Source organism: Leptospira broomii serovar Hurstbridge str. 5399 (genome assembly GCF_000243715.2).
Classification (GTDB): domain Bacteria; phylum Spirochaetota; class Leptospiria; order Leptospirales; family Leptospiraceae; genus Leptospira_B; species Leptospira_B broomii.
This window is the reverse complement of sequence record NZ_AHMO02000008.1, coordinates 1,527,460-1,546,371: the sequence shown is the minus strand read 5'-3', so window position 1 is coordinate 1,546,371 and position 18,912 is coordinate 1,527,460. Positions and strand designations below refer to the sequence as shown.

At 42.2% G+C, this 18,912-nt stretch carries 14 protein-coding genes; 7 read left to right on the top strand and 7 right to left on the bottom strand.

Annotated features, from left to right (window positions below):
- Positions 1-37 precede the first annotated feature (37 nt).
- From LEP1GSC050_RS12830 to LEP1GSC050_RS12810, 5 genes are read left to right on the top strand one after another with little or no spacing between them, the layout of a single operon-like run.
- Positions 38-1,051, top strand: a complete 1,014-nt coding sequence (locus LEP1GSC050_RS12830; RefSeq protein WP_010571609.1) for an ABC transporter permease subunit — start codon at positions 38-40, stop codon at positions 1,049-1,051.
- Positions 1,048-2,085 carry an ABC transporter permease subunit gene (locus LEP1GSC050_RS12825; protein WP_010571608.1) on the top strand — a complete coding sequence of 346 codons (1,038 nt, stop codon included), beginning with the start codon at positions 1,048-1,050 and terminating at the stop codon, positions 2,083-2,085. The genes LEP1GSC050_RS12830 and LEP1GSC050_RS12825 overlap by 4 nt, the downstream gene beginning before the upstream one ends.
- Positions 2,082-3,077, top strand: coding sequence for an ABC transporter ATP-binding protein (locus LEP1GSC050_RS12820; RefSeq protein WP_010571607.1), 996 nt, complete (start codon positions 2,082-2,084; stop codon positions 3,075-3,077). The genes LEP1GSC050_RS12825 and LEP1GSC050_RS12820 overlap by 4 nt, the downstream gene beginning before the upstream one ends.
- Positions 3,074-4,039 carry an ABC transporter ATP-binding protein gene (locus tag LEP1GSC050_RS12815; protein WP_010571606.1) on the top strand — a complete coding sequence of 322 codons (966 nt, stop codon included), beginning with the start codon at positions 3,074-3,076 and terminating at the stop codon, positions 4,037-4,039. The genes LEP1GSC050_RS12820 and LEP1GSC050_RS12815 overlap by 4 nt, the downstream gene beginning before the upstream one ends.
- A gap of 1 nt (position 4,040) precedes the next feature.
- Entirely contained in the window at positions 4,041-6,095 is a 2,055-nt protein-coding gene (locus tag LEP1GSC050_RS12810) for an AsmA family protein (protein ID WP_020987721.1), read from the top strand.
- Between the two features lie 10 nt (positions 6,096-6,105).
- Here LEP1GSC050_RS12810 and LEP1GSC050_RS12805 read toward each other — a convergent pair whose 3' ends face one another.
- The 3 genes from LEP1GSC050_RS12805 to LEP1GSC050_RS12795 all read right to left on the bottom strand — a co-directional run bounded on the left by LEP1GSC050_RS12805 (position 6,106) and on the right by LEP1GSC050_RS12795 (position 10,366).
- Entirely contained in the window at positions 6,106-8,076 is a 1,971-nt protein-coding gene (locus tag LEP1GSC050_RS12805) for an LTA synthase family protein (protein WP_010571604.1), read from the bottom strand.
- A 137-nt stretch (positions 8,077-8,213) separates the two neighbouring features.
- On the bottom strand, positions 8,214-10,136 hold the full coding sequence (locus LEP1GSC050_RS12800; protein WP_040911338.1) for a MutS-related protein: 1,923 nt from the start codon (positions 10,134-10,136) through the stop codon (positions 8,214-8,216).
- Complete coding sequence (locus tag LEP1GSC050_RS12795; protein WP_010571603.1) at positions 10,133-10,366, bottom strand: hypothetical protein; 234 nt, start codon at positions 10,364-10,366, stop codon at positions 10,133-10,135. The genes LEP1GSC050_RS12800 and LEP1GSC050_RS12795 overlap by 4 nt, the downstream gene beginning before the upstream one ends.
- A 163-nt stretch (positions 10,367-10,529) precedes the next feature.
- Here LEP1GSC050_RS12795 and LEP1GSC050_RS20670 point away from each other — a divergent pair, with 163 nt between their 5' ends.
- The gene (locus LEP1GSC050_RS20670) at positions 10,530-10,736 is read left to right on the top strand and encodes a hypothetical protein (protein ID WP_084695337.1); all 207 of its coding nucleotides are present in this window, start codon (positions 10,530-10,532) and stop codon (positions 10,734-10,736) included.
- A gap of 72 nt (positions 10,737-10,808) precedes the next feature.
- Here the strand turns inward: LEP1GSC050_RS20670 and LEP1GSC050_RS12785 are convergent, their stop codons facing one another.
- Positions 10,809-12,431, bottom strand: coding sequence for a caspase family protein (locus LEP1GSC050_RS12785; protein ID WP_010571601.1), 1,623 nt, complete (start codon positions 12,429-12,431; stop codon positions 10,809-10,811).
- A gap of 215 nt (positions 12,432-12,646) precedes the next feature.
- Here LEP1GSC050_RS12785 and LEP1GSC050_RS12780 point away from each other — a divergent pair, with 215 nt between their 5' ends.
- A complete protein-coding gene (locus LEP1GSC050_RS12780; protein ID WP_010571600.1) occupies positions 12,647-13,018 on the top strand; it encodes a DoxX family protein in 372 nt (123 codons plus the stop codon).
- A gap of 52 nt (positions 13,019-13,070) precedes the next feature.
- Here LEP1GSC050_RS12780 and ilvC read toward each other — a convergent pair whose 3' ends face one another.
- From ilvC to LEP1GSC050_RS12765, 3 genes are all read right to left on the bottom strand, one after another.
- Entirely contained in the window at positions 13,071-14,072 is a 1,002-nt protein-coding gene (ilvC, locus tag LEP1GSC050_RS12775; RefSeq protein ID WP_010571599.1) for a ketol-acid reductoisomerase, read from the bottom strand.
- 209 nt (positions 14,073-14,281) lie between these two features.
- Positions 14,282-17,059 (bottom strand): SpoIIE family protein phosphatase, encoded by a 2,778-nt coding sequence (locus tag LEP1GSC050_RS12770; RefSeq protein WP_010571598.1) that lies wholly within the window; start codon positions 17,057-17,059, stop codon positions 14,282-14,284.
- Positions 17,060-17,229: 170 nt separating this feature from the next.
- On the bottom strand, positions 17,230-18,798 hold the full coding sequence (locus tag LEP1GSC050_RS12765; protein ID WP_010571597.1) for a methyl-accepting chemotaxis protein: 1,569 nt from the start codon (positions 18,796-18,798) through the stop codon (positions 17,230-17,232).
- Positions 18,799-18,912: the final 114 nt, after the last annotated feature.

Below are 18,912 nucleotides of genomic sequence, written 5' to 3'. Positions count from 1 at the left end.
TTGAAGATAAGATTGTTAACTCATCTAGATGACCGGTATGGGAAATTATTTTCTAAAAAGATTGTTTTTGATTCTTCCGACTTTGTTAGGGATTACCTTTCTCGTCTTTATTCTTTCTCATCTCGCGCCCGGCGGGCCTCTTGAAACGGAAATCGCTAAAATTAGAGGCTACGCTAGCTTGCAAGGCGCACAAGCGAACCAGATTAGTCAGGAAGAAATCGAGATTCTAAGAAAGCGTCTTCACCTAGATAAACCGATTCCTATCGCATATCTTTTCTGGTTAAAAGATATTATCAGCCTCGACCTAGGAGATTCGCGTCTACACTCAAGGCCCGTTTCAGAACTTATTTCCGAAAAAATTCCGGTGTCTTTAACGTTCGGACTTTCAGGTTTTTTTCTATCCTACCTGATTTGCATTCCGTTAGGAATCGCAAAAGCACTTCGTAGCGGAGAGGCATTCGATGCAGCGACAAGCATCTTGATTTTATTGGCATATTCGATTCCGGTTTTTGCGCTAGCCATGCTTTTACTTTATGTGTTTGCTTCGGGCGAAGTTTTTTCCTGGTTTCCATTAGGTCACGAAGTTTCGGACGAATACGAATCTCTAGGATTTTTTGATCGAATTCAAGATCGATTGGAACACATGTTTCTTCCCGTTCTTTGTTATGTTTCCGGCTCATTCGCAGTTCTAACTTTATTAATGAAAAATTCTCTACTGGATCAAATATCGAAAGAGTACGTACGGACCGCGATCGCTAAAGGCATGTCCTTTAAGGACGCGGTCTTTAGACATGCCTTTCGAAATAGTTTGATTCCGATCGCTACCGGTTTCGGCTCGAATATCAGTTTAGTCTTGGCCGGATCTTTAATTATAGAGTTAGTATTTAATATAGACGGGATGGGACTTTTGAGTTTTCAGGCCGTCACCGAAAGAGACACCGACTTAATGATGGGGTTGTTATTAATCCAAAGTTTACTCGCCTTATTCGGTAATATTCTTTCCGACATTTGTTATATTTGGATCGATCCAAGGATCAATTTCGAAGCATGAGTCCCCTTTTACAAAGACGATTTAAGAAATTCAAATCCAATCCAAGGGCTTGGATTTCTCTGTGGATTCTTTTACTCTCCTATGGGCTTTCTTTATTCGCTCCCTTATTAGCGAATAATCAACCTTGGATCGTATCATATTCGGGAAAAATTTATTTTCCGATTTTCGAATTTTATACCGACCAGACATTCGGGGGAAGTAATTTAACCGCCCCTAATTATAAGAAGCTGGCGAAAAGCGAAGCTTTCGAACATAACAATAACTGGGTTTTGTTTCCGCCTGTTCCGTACGGCTATAACGAAGATAATCTCGAAAATTTGGAAGTTGACGACGCGCCCCCTTCCTCGCCGGGAAAAAAACATTGGTTAGGAACCGACGATCGAGGCCGAGACGTCTTTACAAGAATTTTCTATGCCTATAGAAACTCGATGAGCTTCGGGTTAGTGCTCGTAGTAATGGAACTACTTTTAGGGACAGTAATCGGCGGGATCCAAGGATATTTCGGAAAGAGAACCGATATCATTCTTCAAAGAATCATAGAAATCTTATCCGCAATTCCATTCCTTTATTTAATCTTAATCATGGGATCCTTTTTTGGACGAGGGTTTTTAGTATTATTGATTACCTACGCCGCATTGAGTTGGATCGGAATCAGCGCTTATATGCGAGGTGAATTTTACAAACTCAAAACGCAGACGTACGTCGACGCTGCGCGTGCCTTAGGAGCAAGTCCTTGGAAAATTATGAAAAACCATATTCTTCCGAACGCAATTACCCCTCTTGTCACCTTTTTACCTTTTACACTGATAGGAGCGGTCGGCATCTTAAGCGCCTTAGACTTCCTTGGATACGGAATTCCCGCGCCGAATCCTTCCTGGGGAGAAATGATCGGACAAGGTAGGGAGAACCTACGCGCCTGGTGGCTAATTACGTTTCCGTCACTTGCACTGGCTTTAACGATTTTACTCACATCGTTCGTCGGTGAAGGTCTTAGAGACTCCTTCGATGCCAAGGAAAGGACGTCATACGAATGAACTTGAACAATATCATTCTATCCGTTTCTAATCTAAGTTTGGATCTTAGAACCGAAATCGGCTACGTTCCTCTATTGCAAAATCTTTCCTTCCAATTGGAAAAGGGAAAAGTTCTAGCGCTTGTCGGAGAATCCGGCTGCGGAAAATCGATTTGCTCTCTGGCGCTGACGAAACTTCTTCCCTTAGATCTATTTCGAGTCGCCGGAGGAGAGATATTGTTTGAAAGCCAAAATTTATTAACTCTTCCTTCTAAGAAGCTCGAAAAAATCCGAGGTAAGGACATCGCGTATGTGTTCCAAGAACCCTTCTCTTCTTTGGATCCGTTGCAGAAGATAAAAGACCAAATGACCGAGGGTTATATAATTCACTCCGTCGGCTCCAGAAAGGAGGCGGAGCAAAAAGCCGAGTATTTACTTTCTTCTGTCGGAATCACGGATATTAAGATGAGAATGGAATCTTATCCCCATCAGCTTAGCGGCGGAATTTTACAAAGGGTAAGTATTGCGATGGCATTGATGTGCGATCCTAAGCTGCTCATCGCGGACGAGCCTACGTCCGCACTCGACGTCACTGTGCAGGCGCAGCTTGTGGAATTATTACTAAAATTAAAGGGAGAGTTCGGCCTTTCAGTCCTATTCATATCTCACGATTTTGGATTGGTAAGTCATATCGCGGACAAGATTTGCGTATTATATGCGGGTAACGTCTCCGAAATCGGCGAAACCGATTCGATTATTGAATTTCCCTCTCATCCTTATACTCAGGATTTATTAAACTCCCTCCCGTCTCGATTTATTACGACAGGCGCTTTTAAAACGATCGAAGGTAGAGTTCCTTCGCCCGGTTCCTATCCTCCAGGGTGTCATTATCAAAACCGCTGCCGCTCGGCCTTTCAGCGGTGCCGTGAATCAAAGCCCGAGCTTTATCCGACAAATCATCCCGAGCATCTATCTTCCTGTTTTCTCGTTTCCGATAGAGGGGGAACGATATGAATTCTTTATTAGAAATAAGCGATTTAACGGTAGGTTTCGGAAAGGAGACCTTTTTTGGAAGAAAGAAGGCCAAATTACTTGCGGTCGAGAACGTCAGTCTCTCTCTCCTGGACGGAGAAACTCTAGGATTAGTGGGAGAGTCCGGTTGCGGAAAATCTACTCTCGGTCGAGCGATACTTAAATTATTAAAACCTGACGGAGGGGGAATTTCCTATAAGGGCAAAGACATTCTTACCCTGTCTGACAAGGAATTCCTGCCCTTTCGAAAAAAGATTCAGATCGTATTTCAAGACCCTTATTCCTCCCTCAATCCAAGAATGAACATTAAGGAAATATTAACCGAAGGATTGCTTCTTCATGAAAAAAGAAGCGATGAATCGATCGAAGAGTCGGCTCGGACAATTTTGGAGAATGTTGGTCTCCCTACTGATATTTTATATCGATATCCGCACGAATTTTCCGGCGGGCAAAGACAGAGAATTGCCATCGCGCGGGCACTCGTTTTAAAACCGGAGTTCATTGTTTTAGATGAAGCAGTTTCTGCGCTGGATGTTTCCACCCAGGCCCAAGTCTTGCTGCTTCTCCAAGAGCTAAAAAAGGATTTTGGATTATCCTACCTATTTATCTCACACGATCTCGGAATCGTTCGGGCAATATCGGATCGAATTGCAGTCATGTATTTGGGCCGAATTGTAGAAACAGGGCCGACAAATAAGGTTTTCGATATCCCATCGCACCCTTATACAAAGGCGCTGTTCGGATCAATCTTCGACATCGAAAATAGGAAGACAAAGAAAATCCCTCTCAAAGGCGAAGTCCCGAGCATTTTGAATAAACCGAAAGGTTGTCATTTTCATACTAGGTGCCCTATTGCCCAGCCGGTTTGCGGCGAACAAACTCCCGAGTGGAAAACGCTTACGCAGGATCATAAAACTCTATGTCATTTTCCGTTGGAGAAATGAGATGCGCTCCTGGGATGTCGTTTCCGATTATCTTGAAAAGAAAAAAATAAGGATTCTTTTCTGTATCTCGCTTATAGTAATTTTATTTTTAGTTCTAGTTTACTTTCCTTTTTTGCAGAGAAAAGAGTTTTATAAGGAATTTTTATTAAATCAAATCAGCCAAGCCACAGGATTGAATATCGAAGTCGCGGATTCTGATTTAATAATTTTACCCTTTCCTGGTATAGAACTAAATCATGTTTCCATAAAAAAGAATAATGTTCTTTTAGCCGTAAGTAATCGAATCGATTTGGATATTTCCTGGTTCGGCTTACTTCGCGGGGTGATAGAATTAAGAGACATTTCTGTAGAAGGCGGTTCCCTTTTTTTAGAAAGGCGAAAAGATGGTTCTTTCGACTTACTAGAGTATCTGAAAGAGGGCGATCGAAATCTGGATCAACGATCCAGCGTAAAACTTATTCCCGAAAATTTGACGACAAACTTAGGCCTATCTGCGAAAAATTTCGTCGGGATCGGATTAAAGAACATTGAAATAAATAATTTTACGTTAGAATACAAAGAAGATTCTCATAATCGCGAATACAGAGTATATTTTTATAGATCGAGAAGTTCCGTTTCCTTTTATGGAACCGAGTTGCAGTTTTTATTTAAAGGAAAGATAGATGAACAACCGATCGATTTACAAATAACCGCCGCACTCGAGAAATCGACGACTGACTGGGACAAACTTCAATTCAAAGTAGTTTTAAATCTAGAAGAACTTTCCCTTTCCTTACTCAGAGATTTATTCTTCATTTTTCCTTCGGCGGATTTGTCAAAAACTACGATCACGGGAAGAATCGAAGCTTCTAAAGACGAAAATTCCTCGATCCGTTTTAAGGTTCGATCCTTGGTTAAGGATCTTGCTTACAAAGGCGGCGCCCCTTTCGGAAAAATCAAAGCGGACGTAGATTTCGATCTAGATCCTTTTGGACGCAAAATTTCCTTATCTTTCGTGGATGCATTATGGGAAGGGGTGGCAAAAGTCACCGGAACAGGTAGCGTAAATTGGAAAAATCGAACGGTCGGTCAATTCGATATTCATAGCGATTATGCAGACTATCATAATCTTATAAAGCTTTGTAAATTATTTCAAGTTCGAGACGATCTATTCGATCCTAAATCCCCTCCCGGAATTTTTTATTTCAACGCCGAATTGAACAATCTCTTCGCGTTCAAGCATAGATTTTTATCCGTAAAAGGGGAAGCTAAATACGTTTACCCCATGATTGCCGTCCCAAGCTTTCACGCATTTATATACAATGGTGAAATTGTAGGGAAGGCAAAGATCTTTCCATTTGTGCCTAAGATTGAAGTAGAAGGCGAAGCGTTTCGACTCCAATCGGATAGGATCTTATTACCTTACCTTTCCGAGAGAATTATTAGCGGTGAACTTTACAGCAGATTTTTTCTCGAAACATCGATCCGCGATCGATCTAGAGACACTGTAACCGAACTTTTTGCTAATATGGTCGGGTCCGGGAATTTAGAAATCAGAAACGGCGAATTGATAGGATACGCAAATTTCATGATCCCCGTACTTAATACTCTTGGAAAAATCATCAGCTTTAAGGGCGTCGACGGAAGAAAATTCCAGTTTTCCGATTTGAAGTCCGATTTAAGAGTCAGAAATAATCGACTTTTCTTCCCCAACTTGTCTATCGAAGGAAGCGGAATGGAAGTTGATGGAAACGGAAATTTGGGTTTTGATAAACGAATCGATATGATCCTTTATCTTCGCTTAGGCGGTAAGCTAGTGGGTCAGGCGGCGAAAATACCGATTCTCTACAAAGGAATTTTCGGAAAAGGGATTCCTTATATAGACCCTATTTGGCTGGGTTCAGTCTATGCAGGTTCTATCTTACTTGGTCCCTATCTTCTACCTTTGGGCGGTCCATATGGCGGAGGCGTTGCGGGCTCCGTAATCGGAGAATACGTTCGCGATTTGTGGGACGGAGTTAACGGTTTATTTGGCGGTTCCGACGACGATACTTCGAAAAAGCCGAAAGGCAAATAGTCCCTTTCCTTTAAAAGGCTCGTTGCTTGAGCTGTTCTTCGGACGGAAATATTAAATTTTGATTTAGTAGTTCGTGTCCCAAATTCAAGAAAGCTCTTCCCTTTAAAAAGTGAGAATCGCAGATTTCAGGTTTGGAATCGCAAATAGATGAAAAAACACGAGGCGAATTCACGGTATATTTTAGATTTCTATTTCCATCGACAAAATGTGTATAGAAAAGATCGCTTTCTATCCAACCGAACAAATTACCGTAAGCGAAGTACGCCGAAGTAGAATGCTTAGGAGAAAGCAAATCTCTTCCCATGGCGGAGAAGTATACTTCCTTTCCCACTAAGCCTAAAATAGTCGGTATAACATCCAATTGAGAAGCATATCGCTCATCGATGCCAGGTTGAATCCTACCCGGAGCATAGATCAAAAAAGGAATATTACGATCTTCGTAATAATCCAAATATCTATGATGCGTATGGTCCGCCACGAAAATGAAAATCGTATTCTTAAAGTACCCGGATTTTTTCGCCCGAGAAATAAAGTCCTGAATTGCCCAATCGGCATAGTGATAAACGTTTAGATATTCGAAATCTTGGACGGAAGAGTCGAAAATTCGAAATCTTCCTTCAGGAGCTCGATACGGATAATGCGTTGAAAGAGTGAGAGAAACCCCTAAGAAGGGTTTTTTAGACGCGGAAATTTTTTCATGCAGTATTTGCAATACGTCCGCATCGTCGTATCCCCATGCTCCCAATTGAAAACGATTCATTCGGGCTATTTCTTTTTCACCGATGACTGTATCGAACCCCCAATGAGGTATTAATGTCGCTTTATTATCAAAACTTAAATCGCCGCCGGTAACAAAGAACGTTTCGTAACCGAGTTTTTTAAAGATATTTCCGATTCCCGAAAAATTACCCAATACTTGGTGAGTTCGTACGACTGTGAGCCCCGGCCTGTCGGATATACCGGTCAGTACGGATAGCATTCCGTTCGTGGTTCTACCGCCCGAGGCAAAGAAACGAGTGTAGAATCTACCTTCCCTTAAAAGTCGATTAAAATGAGGGGTGAGCTCCCTTCCTGCGATTTTACCGTCGGAGATCGGGTTGATGAATTTTCCCGTCCAATTCTCTAAGAGTATCAATACTATATTGGGCGGCGTCCCGAAATTCGTTTGGTTTTGCTTTCTCAAAAGCGGGAATTTTTTACTGACGAATTGTGCTCCAGGATAGCTGATTTCGGTCTGAACGACGGTCACCGCCTGTTCCATTTCTAAAGCCAGATAATTCGGAATGGATTGGCTTTTTAAATCCATTATGGAAGTAAAAATACCGTTCAACGCAATATTATTAACAAAAGCATGGCTGGAAACAATCGCGTTGCTAGCTCTCAGAGGAGTTTCTTGAATTCCGCCTCGAATGGCTACAATCGAAATGATTAATAGAATACCGAACTGGATCGATTCCTTCTTCCAATTTCCCGGTTCATATCGGTAGGGATTATATTTCAAAAAGTAATAAGTCGATAACGGCAGAAAAATTGAAAATAAAACCAAGGCGGAGGCGATGAATATCGGGCTTTCTTCGAAAGCCGATTTAAGAATGACTCCGAGGTCTTTTCCGATAAATACAAACCCTTCGTAGCCGATATGTTTGTTGGCATTCTCGAAATAAATGATATCGGCTATTAAATGCGAAATCATCCAAACGCTCATTAGAATCGGAGTGTATCCCCAAAAAAAGACATAGTATTTGTAACGATTAAAATAAGGAATTGCGGATAACACCGCAAAGGCTCCTAAGAGAATTCCGATTACCGAAAAATCAAATCGCAAACCGACAAATAAAGCAAAGAGAATCTCCTTGAATGCTACGCCCTGCAGTCGATAAGAATAAATCCATAAAAATGCAGCTTTGTAAATGATCAGAATTATGCCAAAAAAAAGAGCGTAACCACCTATTAATTTAAGATTCGAAGGTAAACGTTTCATCGACTATTTAATATGAGATCGGGCCTAATTGACTGGAGCAACCCAAAAACAGTTTTATAGAAATTCGACGTTCAATCTCGACTATCGTGACACTAGTATTTTTAGTCCACAGTCGGTAGACTTAATTCCAAAACGGATTAGTTGAAATCTAAATCCAGCCCTTCTAATTTTAAAACTTCCAAGGCATTACTAGATTGAACGATGCCGGGGCGAATTCGATAATCGAAACTCATCTTGCCGTCTTTAATTTCCTCTCGGAAATGGCGTAGCACAAGTCCGTCTAAGCTAGCTAGCTCGAGGTCATGCGTCGTTACGATACCGAATACTCGGGAGCTTTTTAGACTTTTAAGAATCCCTTTGCAGGCTAGAGTTCTTTCTCGAGAATTGGTTCCCTTTAGGATTTCATCCAAAAGAACCAAATGCTCCGATTTTGAATCCGAAACTTCGGTTAGAATTTTTGCCAATCTTCTCACTTCGGCGTAAAAGAAAGAAATGCCTTCATCTACCGAATCCTCATTTCGAATACTCGAGTGAACTTTTAAAAGAGGGGTAGAAAAGTAGGAAGCCGGAACCGGCCCGCCGGCCATAGATAAAATTCCGCAAATGCCAACCGAACGTAAGTAGGTCGTTTTTCCGGACATATTAGAGCCCGTTAAAAGGAGCAAATCTCCCGGTGCGACAGGTTCTAAATTATTTGGAATTCTCTTTTCTGCGTGAATCAGCGGATGTACCAAATCCTTTGCCTCTATTTTTTTCCCATCTGATTCTTTTAATATAGTCGGAAAGGTAAAAGTAGGTTCGATCCATCGCAAGTTAGCGAGCGGCAGTAAAGAATCTAGTTCGCAAAGTTCTTCGAAAGCGGGGATAATTTTTTTCCCCCACTCTTCCCACCATTTGTCATATCGTTTCCAAAACCATAAATCGAATAGAAAAAGGAAATTTAAGACACTATGCGGTAATGGCGCTTGCGAGTATGAAGCTCTATCCGCGATTTTCCGAAGTTCTTTCCAGCATCGAATAAATTCTGCATCTGTCCAATTCTTCAGTAATTCCTTACCGGAAGTTCCGACTACTTTCGATCTTAAAACGTATCTTAATAATTTCCCTAGTTCGGGTAACGTTTCCGCCTGCTGAGCCAAAGGTGAGATCAACTCTAAGGATATATTTCTATAAATTCCAAAAAGCCCCAAGTTTAATAAGAAAAAACCGAAGCCCCAGGTTTTCCCTAAAAAAAGACCTACAAGAACGGCAACCCATACGAACGCGATCCAAAAAGGAAAAATGAAACGAATCCATCTTCCTTGATATGCTAGGGCTCGTTTCCAAAATTCCTTCGGTTCTTCCTTGAATAATCCGGCGGGAGGGGAAACCTCTTCCGGAACTTGTCTATTTTTATCGTAACGTAAAATCGAAGGAATATAGGACGGAAGAGCTTCTTCTTTAATTTCCTTTTCGGTCGGGATAGATGCTTCGTACAATCCGAAGTGACGCAAAATCTTCTGCAATACTGCAGATCGTCCCGAGAGAGCGGAAACGCTGCCTTGCCTTTCGCGAACAGCTGACGTTAGATCGGGATCTAAAAAGTATCCGAGAAATTTGGAGTACCCGGCAAGGGTGGAGGTCGTATCAATCCTGGCAAAAATACCTTTCTCACCAAGAAAGTCCAAATCTTTGGTCCAAGAAGGTAGATCCCGTTCCATCGAAATTTCCCGGTAGATCTCCCGTTTCAATTTCGGATAACCGTCTGCGTTCAAAGACAATCTTGCTTTTTGACGTTCGACAAGCCCGCGCCAAACCTCCAGACGCTTCGATTTATCCCTTCGCGCTTGATAAACTGCAAGAAGGCGATAAAAAGCCCAAAGAAAAAACAGGGATGGCAGATAGTAAATTTCGGAAGAAACCCGAATTATGTAAGCGGCGAAAATCCAGATAAGAAAGGCACCGAACGCGAGAAGCCTTAATGAAGATAGCAGACGTAATTTTTTTTCCTCGCGTAGGAGAAGGAGAGATATACGGGAAATTCTCCGTTCGACGGAAAACATCCGAGTTGAAATACTCATACTGCTGCTGAAACGTTTTCGTAGTTTTCCGACTCTCGACGATATAGTTCGTGATCCAGTAGGCGAACCAATGAGCCGAGATCGTTCATGACCCATCTGGAGACCATTCGACCCCTGTCTTTACCGCGGAATTTATCCACATAGACGTAGCCAAATAGATCCGTACCGTACTCGTAAACGACGTACCTACCCGATCTCCGGCCTGTTCGATTTTCCAGACGAATCAGCATTTTAACCGTTTTTACCTAGTACTTTCTTATCGTACAAGAAAAAAAAACCTCAAGTATTTTGCGAATGCCCCGAAGTATAGTTTGGGAGAAGGCTTCCTTTCCAAGGACGGAAAAACGGACCTTCTTTCTTTATCCCCCGAAAAGGGTCGCACGGAGGCGATTTATGATATATTCGGAAATGGATCCGGATCTCCGGAGTTCCTTTGCCAAAATAGGCAAAACCTTCGCCAATCTAACCAACGATACAGCCTTACCCGCTTACGGCTTAAAGGCTGGTAGCTTACTGGACACTAAGCAGCTAAAAAAGCTAGTTGAAATTCGAAAACGAAGAATAAATTCCAAGCAGTGGCAGAGATTCCAGAAAGATTGAAACCCGTCCAATAATTGAAAAGCCTTCCTTGGAGAAGGCTTTTCAACATTTATAGAGTAAAAATCTCCGAAATCAATATTTGGTCTTAGTCGAAGGAAGCTTGACGTTCAAAATAACGTCTACTGCAGTTACTTCGCCTTCTTTAACCACTAAATTCGAATTGTTCAAATTCAGATCCTCCGCAAAGGAAGCCTTAATTTCGTACTCGCCAGGCTTGAGATTCGTGAACCAAAAATTTCCATTTTGGTCGGTATTGAGTTTCTGAATTCCGGAAACGCTCGAAATTGTAGGCATATAAATCGGCTGGTTCAACACCGGATTATCCAGGGTTTGGTAGAATACCTTACCGCGAATAGCTCCGAAGCCCGTCATCGAAGCGATGACCTCTAGTTCGTTCTTCTTGTTCGGAATCACCGCCTGAGTCTTTTGCACTTCAGGATAATCATCTGCCTGAATTGTCACTTTATGAACCCCCGCAGGAAGGTCCTTCAAAGTCAGGGTATAAATCGCTCCAGGAACTAATTTGCCCATCTTCTTAACGGCACCCCAGTAAACGGACGACTCTGCACTGATTTTGGTTTCATATTCCTTATCATCGATCAAAACTTTCACCGCACGGCTACCTTGTCTTTTTTTACCCGTTGATAAGCGAATATCCGGTGGAAGATCAGAAAGTCCATAGGCTCTGTCTTGAATGATCGTCGTTTTAATTACGAGGTCGCCTTTCAGGTTCGTGGGAACGACCGGAGGTTCTTGCGGAGTAACGACCGGCACTACCGGATCAACTTTCGGAGGATCAACATCCGGAGTAGGAGTCGGCGTTACGGGTGGCTTTGTAGGCTCGACTGTAGGAGGCGGTTCCGGTTTCTTTTCTCCTGCAAGCAAAATACCCGAAGCATTTCCTGAGACTTGAGGAACTTGGTCGTGATCGAATTTTTTAGCCATCGCGACGGTGTCGTCTCTCGAAACGAAAAAGGCCTCCAATGCAGTAACTACATGGTCCTGATTTAAATCTGCAGTCGAAAGGGCCTTTCCGAAAGTATAAGTGAAGATCCCGTGATTGATGTTGCCGCCAACTTCGATGGCAGTTTGATTGTCATCAGCCGACGAGATGATCGCCTTGTCCTGAAAATAAAAGTCCTGAGGATCCTGGCGAACGGTTCCATCACTTCCTTGCGGAATCGGAACAGGCGCTGCACCTCGAGTCGCTCTTCCTTTTTTAGCGATTCCACCTGAGAAACAGCAGTCAAATACGAAAACGGTTTTCGGCGATTTAACGTCGCTGAGGTAATCATTTAGTTCGTCGTCGCTGAGATGAGGACGGTCGTAACATATGATGTAGTTTCGCATCCCGTTCTTCGCGTTTGCGTCCCTCTGAAATGCTCCGTGGCCTGAAAAATACAGAAACACAGTATCGCTAGACTTTGCTCGCGAAGCAAGGGCTTTGATTTCTTTTTGAATATTATCCTTAGTTACGTCTTTTCCTAGGATAATTCTAATATCATCGAATTTTCCTACGCGCTTGATTTCGTCATGTAGGTACGTTGCATCGGCTTCACAAAGGTTTAACTCGGGGATACCCGCCTTATTCCCTTTATAATTAGAGCCGAAAATGAGACCGAACCTTCTCTGTGCAAATACATCCGTAGAAAACAGAAAAAGAGAGATTCCGATTACTGAAATTAAGGATTTCAATCCGAGCCTCCTGGCTTGAGTGGGTCTCAAAGTAGCAAAAACTAATGGTTTGTCATTATTTTTTTGCCTTAGGTAGGGCGCTTTATACGATCAAAATTACGGATAAAAGGGATTATTTGGGGAATTTTTTCCAATTCCTTAGGTCAAATTCAATCCGTTCCTTGAAATAGATTAATCTCTAAATAATAAGGTCATCTAAATCCGAGAATTAAAATATGAAAACAACTCTCCTTTATATCATGGCATTCTTTTACATTGTAGCGGGTTCTCTCCATTTTTTAAATCCGGCCTTTTATCTAAAAATGATGCCTCCTTATATTCCGTTTCATTCGGAAGTAATCATTATAAGCGGCATCGTCGAAATTTTATTGGGAATATTCTTAATCCCTAAATTCACTCGCAAGCCTGCTGCATGGGGTATCATTCTTTTGCTGATTGCCGTATATCCCGCAAATATTCAGATGTTTTTGGATGCTTGGAAGTCGGATAATCCGAAATTATGGGTCACAATCGTTCGCCTGCCGTTTCAATTTTTATTTATTTGGTGGGCTTGGACTTTTACGAGAACGGAAAAAGATCACCGCTAAATAAAAAGGCCGGAGTAAATCCGGCCTTTCATCTAAGTTCAGTAGGAAAAAATTATTTTCCAAGCCACTTCATCATGCTACGAAGTTTCTTTCCGACAGTTTCAATAGGGTGACCGGCGTTCTTTTCTCGCATTTTATTGAATTCAGGATATCCGGCTTTAGTTTCGGCAATCCACGCTTTTGCGAATTTAGCGCCTTTATCTTTTTGAATATCGTTCAATACGTCTTTCATACGAGCTTTGACGCTCGCATCGATAATTCTCGGTCCGGAAACGTAATCTCCGTATTCCGCAGTTCCTGAAATGGAATAGCGCATACGAGCTAAACCGCCTTCATAAATCAAGTCGGTTATCAACTTCACTTCATGTAAGCATTCAAAGTATGCGATTTCGGGATCGTATCCGGCTTCGGTCAGAGTTTCAAAACCGGCCATGATCAAATTAGACAGACCGCCGCAAAGAACAACTTGTTCCCCGAACAAATCGGTTTCCGTTTCTTCTCTGAAAGAAGTTTCCAAAATTCCGGCCCGTCCGCCGCCTACACCTGCCGCATGTGCTAATGCGCGCTTCTTCGCATCTCCAGTCGCGTCATGATTGACTGCTATTAAGCAAGGAACTCCACCGCCTTCGACATACACTCTACGTACCAAATGTCCGGGACCTTTAGGAGCGACCATGTAAACGTCCACATCCTTGGGCGGCTGTATAAATTCGTAATGTATGTTAAATCCATGAGAGAAAACGAGAGCGTCTCCTTTCTTTAGGTTAGGTTCGATGTCGGCTTTATAGATATCGGCTTGAATTTCGTCTGGAGCCAGGATTTGAATGATGTCCGCTTTTTTTGCGGCTTCCGCAACTGAATAAACTTCAAAACCCGCTTCCTGAGCGTCTTTTTTAGACTTGGACCCTTCTTTTAGTCCGATGATCACTTTCAGGCCCGAATCTTTCATGTTCTGGGCTTGAGCGTGCCCTTGACTACCGTAACCGATTACGGCGATTGTCTTTCCTTTAAGAACGGAAATGTCAGTGTCCTGATCGTAGTATAAATTGGCCATTCTATGGTACCTCGAATCTACCTTAAGATCCTCTAGAAAAAGCCCGTTTTGTATCGAATGAGACGAAATTCTCCGAACTTCTTCGCGCGATCGCGCTATGCCGGAGTCATATGGGCTTCCATCCTGAGGACAGCGAGTCGAACCTGCGTCCCTAGAGGGTCCTTTTGACAGCACATTGCAAAAAGGCCCATTCCACAACCTAAAATTCCTCAGTAGCCTCTGGATTTGAGCAGCTCATTCAATTTCTGCACACCTGGGCCTTCCTTATCTATAGCAAGGGCAGTTTCCAATGTGGTCCGTGCCTCTTCCCACCTTCCGAGCAGACGATAATTATCGCTCAGGTTAACCAAATTGGCCAACCTATGTGGTTGGGATAAGCGAACTTTTTCGGCAGCACCGGTTGCGAGCGAATATTCCTTGAGATGCTTGTAGCAGATGGAAAGCAAAAACCAAATGTTCGGAGAATCCGACTCGACATCGAGATAAATTTCCAGCCACTTAGCGGCAACTTCATATTCCTTTTTATCATAATAAATTTGACCGAGTAATCGAATCGCCTCCTTGAAAGACGGCGCTAACTTAATCGCTTCCTCTAATAGAATTATTGCGGTCGAAATTTCATGTTGCAGGACCAAAGCTTTTGCTTCCGAAAATTTTCTGACTGCCAAATCAGGATACGATTGTTTCGATTCCGATACGACCGAAACAGTAGACTCCCGATAACCGATTCTAATCAAAGATAAATCGTCGGATAAGGCTCCTAATTTATGAATCTGATTTACTACCGAGTCAAGATCTCCCTTTGCAGTCTCGACCACCCGTAAAAATACGGTTTCATCCTCGTTCATCGTCCACGAGTTGCCTTCATTCGGGAGATTAATGTCGTCTCGCCCGTCCGACCCGACATATATTACGTCCCCAGGGGAGAGATTACATTCTAAAATCTTAAAGCTCATTTCGGAAGGAGAACCTAATTTTCGCAAAGTGAGCTCCTTTTCTAAGAAAGAAGCTACGCCATCCCGATATAAAACGGTCCAAGGATGTTCAGCATTAAAATATAACATTTTACCCGTGCTTTCATTGATTAAACCTAGAATCACCGACGCCATCATCACGCCGTCGAAGGTTCTAAATATGTCATCAAGTTCGCGATACGTATCGGTAATCCAATCCTCAGGACTGGTATCCAAAATTCTTCCTTTGCTTGCGGATCGAGCCATTATATTATTCATCGCGGTACCGAGAACAATGGCTCCCCCCGCGCCTTGCATGGATTTTCCCATGGCATCACCGTTAATGAAGACGATCCAGCGATCCTTATCGTCTCCGAATAGCAGATTACCGGTGATACAAATATCTCCACCTAATTCGGATTCCTTGTTTTTAAAGGTGAATTTCTTTTTTTGTTCAATATAAAAATTCGTACTAATAATCTGCGACTTATTCCAATTCGTCATTAAAGGCCGACTCAACAGGGAAGTCAGATAATAGTCCCCGTCCTGCTGTACCTTTAACGATTGAATCTCTTCCATCTTTTCGGTGACTTCTTTCGTTCTTGATTCTACTTTTTCCTCCAGCGTATCGGCATATTCTTCCAGCTTTGTTCTTCCCTCTAGAATGTTTTGAACCATATTATTAAAAGCATCGCTTAAATAACCGATTTCGTCCTGGACAAGGACGGGGATTTTAACGTAAAGATTGCCTAAATTGACTTCGCCCACTCCTTTTATGAGAGTGTTCAAGGGCCTTACCAAACTTCGATTGAAGAAGATCGGAAAAAGGGTAAGAATAACGATCACCAAAAATAAGGTTAGAATTGCGATCCATCGATTCGTCTCGTCTAGAAAGCTTCTATAATGCATATAGGGAAACGCGACTTGTAAAATTCTTCCCTGTTGCGTATCTTCAATATAATAGGAATAGAATAGATCGGACGGTTTAGGTACATATCTTTCTTTTCCTTGCGGTGTTTTAGGTATATTGATGGTCGGAATTCTTTTTAGAAAAGTTTCCGTAGTTTTGATTTTAGCTATCTCCGTCGCCGCTATATTAGGGTTCGGTTCATAACCGTCTCTCGCTAATAGAATCTTCGGTTTCTTAGATTCTTCGGAAATTGAAATCACGTACGCGATCGCCGTTCCGTCGGCTCTTCCTGTAGAAACGAAAGACAGCGCCTCTTTTAAGCTGATTTGATCGAATAATGATTCATTCCGTAAATTCAGAACCGTCGAGAACCCTTGAGCGAATACCAGGCTTGTTACCACAGTAATCCCCACGATTTTAGTCATAAAAGATGTTTTATCTACGGTATTGTTTATAAAGACGATCGTCAGCGAAAAATAACCGAGTATCATGAATCCGACATACAATTGCTGGAATATGTGAAACTTAATATAACCTTCTCTTAATAGAAAGTTCGAGATGATCGGAACTAAATACGTTAAAACCATCGCCACGGACATTTGAGTTAATGCTTTCTTTTCCTCCGCTTTGCTGGCCTTGATCTTTCGAACTTGAATAACGATCATTATCAGCAAAAAGGCTATCATAACGAGTGCGAGCAAGCCGCCTACGCCTGCCGGGTATGTATAAATCTGTCCTTGAAAATCGAAGATCGGTCTGCTCGTCAAAATTTGATAATACGAGTAAGAGACAACCGACAACGCAAGAACAACCATTATGCTCAAAACAATTTTAGCCTCCTTGGGTTTATCGTTTCGAGGGTAAAGATATGAAAAGACGCACAAGAATAGCGTTCCGAATGCTGCGCCAGGACCGGTTAAGAGCCGATGATAGGCCGCTTCAGGATAAGGAAAAAGAGCGGAAATCAAAAATCCAAAATTGATCAAAAAAACCCATAGAAATAAAACCGAAAATGCGGCCGTGTATTTGGCCTTATTCTTGAGAGTAGCAAGAAATGCAAAGATAGTGAAGGTGAATATGCAGCAAATGAGAGTGGAAATCGCCCAGGAATCAAAGTATAACATGGAGCAACGTTTCTAACTTTTTAAATATAAAAATCAAGAGTTTTCCTGTTAAACACCGAAGCTCATCTTCGATTAAAATCAAGATAAGACCCGTTCGGTTTTGCTGAATTGTTTCAGAATAAAAATATTCATTTGGAAGTAAGAGAGAAAAAAACTTCGCTAAACGTGGTTTAATCTTGAGAGGTTAACGTTTCTGCTTCTTTTTCCAAAATCCGTATCGTTTCCACAAGAAGTTCGCTTTTATTCAATAGTGAATCCATCGAAGATTGAAGTGTTGAAACGGCCTTCATAATCGAGCCCGAACCGGAGGCTTGTTCCTTCGATGCGGTTTCGATTTCCGACGAAAGGTTTCGAAGCGCGCTTAAACTTTCGAGGAAGCGGCTATTCACGGTTTTTTGTTCGCTCAGTAGATCGTTCAATTGTGCAAATCGTTCCAAAAAATTTCGGAATAGAGACTCTTGCTCTTCCACTTTGCTTGTTGCAGTTATAACCGATCTTTGCCCCTCCTGCACATGGCTCGTGCTTTCACCGATAATTTTCGAAATTCTATCGGCATTTTCTGAACTACTTTCGGCAAGCTTGGAAACTTCTGTTGCCACTACTGCAAATCCTCTGCCCGCGACACCGGCCCTTGCGGCCTCAATGGAAGCGTTCAAGGAAAGAAGATTTGTTCTATCGGCTACGTCGGACATGATTTGATTCACCTCACCTACCGATCGGAACGAGCTCCCCAAAGAATCCAACGAAAGACGCAGGGCTTCAACGAACTTACTTACTGTCTTTCCGGCCTCTAACACGATTTCCATATTCTTATTTAAATCTATGGAGTGGCCCGAAATCCTATCGATTAAAGTGTGAAGATTTCTACTTTCACCCAATAGCCCCTCGATCCTATAAAATTGGTCTTTAACGGTTCCTGCAGAATGCTCCGTCTGAGCCAGGAACTCCTCCATTGTAGAGCTAATTTCTTCAAACGAAGCCGCATGATTGGAGACAACTTCGGAAAGTTCCTCCGAGAAATCCCTAAGCTTCTTCGAATTCTCCCTTAAAGAAAGGGCAGACTGGGTCATTTTAAGTTTTCCTTCTTCCAAATCGGCCCTGGATTTTTCGATCGCCGCTGCCTTTTCCTCTTCTGCACTCTTCAATTTGGTAAAGATTGAAATCAAAGTTCTAACAATGAAGACGACCACTAATAAGAAGGCGATTTTTGTGAATTGCTCTGAAACCGGAGCATAGCCTGGTAAATTTACGATTTTTGGATCTTCGGTAAAAATCACGCCTGTAAGTTTTGCGTTAAAAATAACTATTATTTGGGAAATCGCCGCCAGGATGCCCGTCCAGATAACGAAAGAAGGGGAAAGTAGCAGTCCGGAATATATAATGTAAATCACATATATCGTAAAGAGAACGATTTGTCTGATGACGACCGAGGCTTTTAACGGATCCTCCCAGGTTGCACCTATCATGACTAATGTCAGCACGATTACGTCGAATAGGATGAATAGTCGCCCGAGAAAAGGAGAAACTCCTCCTCCAAATCGGTTTTTATAAAAAGAGTAAATAGTATACAATACCATGACGGAGGTTCCGCCAATATACATCGAATTCTGAAAAACCGTACTCAGTTTATATCCGATTGCGATCGATGCAAAATAAAGAAAAATTAATCCAAAGCGGATCCGGTTAATTGTGATCGGGCCGGTCGCAGCGATCCTATCCGCACCCATTTGAGTCGACATAACATTATTTTCGTTTCTCTTCATAAAGCTTTTACGATCTGATAATATGAATTTAGAATTGTATTTTTGGAAGAAATCGACACTTTTTATTCATCGATTAATGGAAAATCTGCC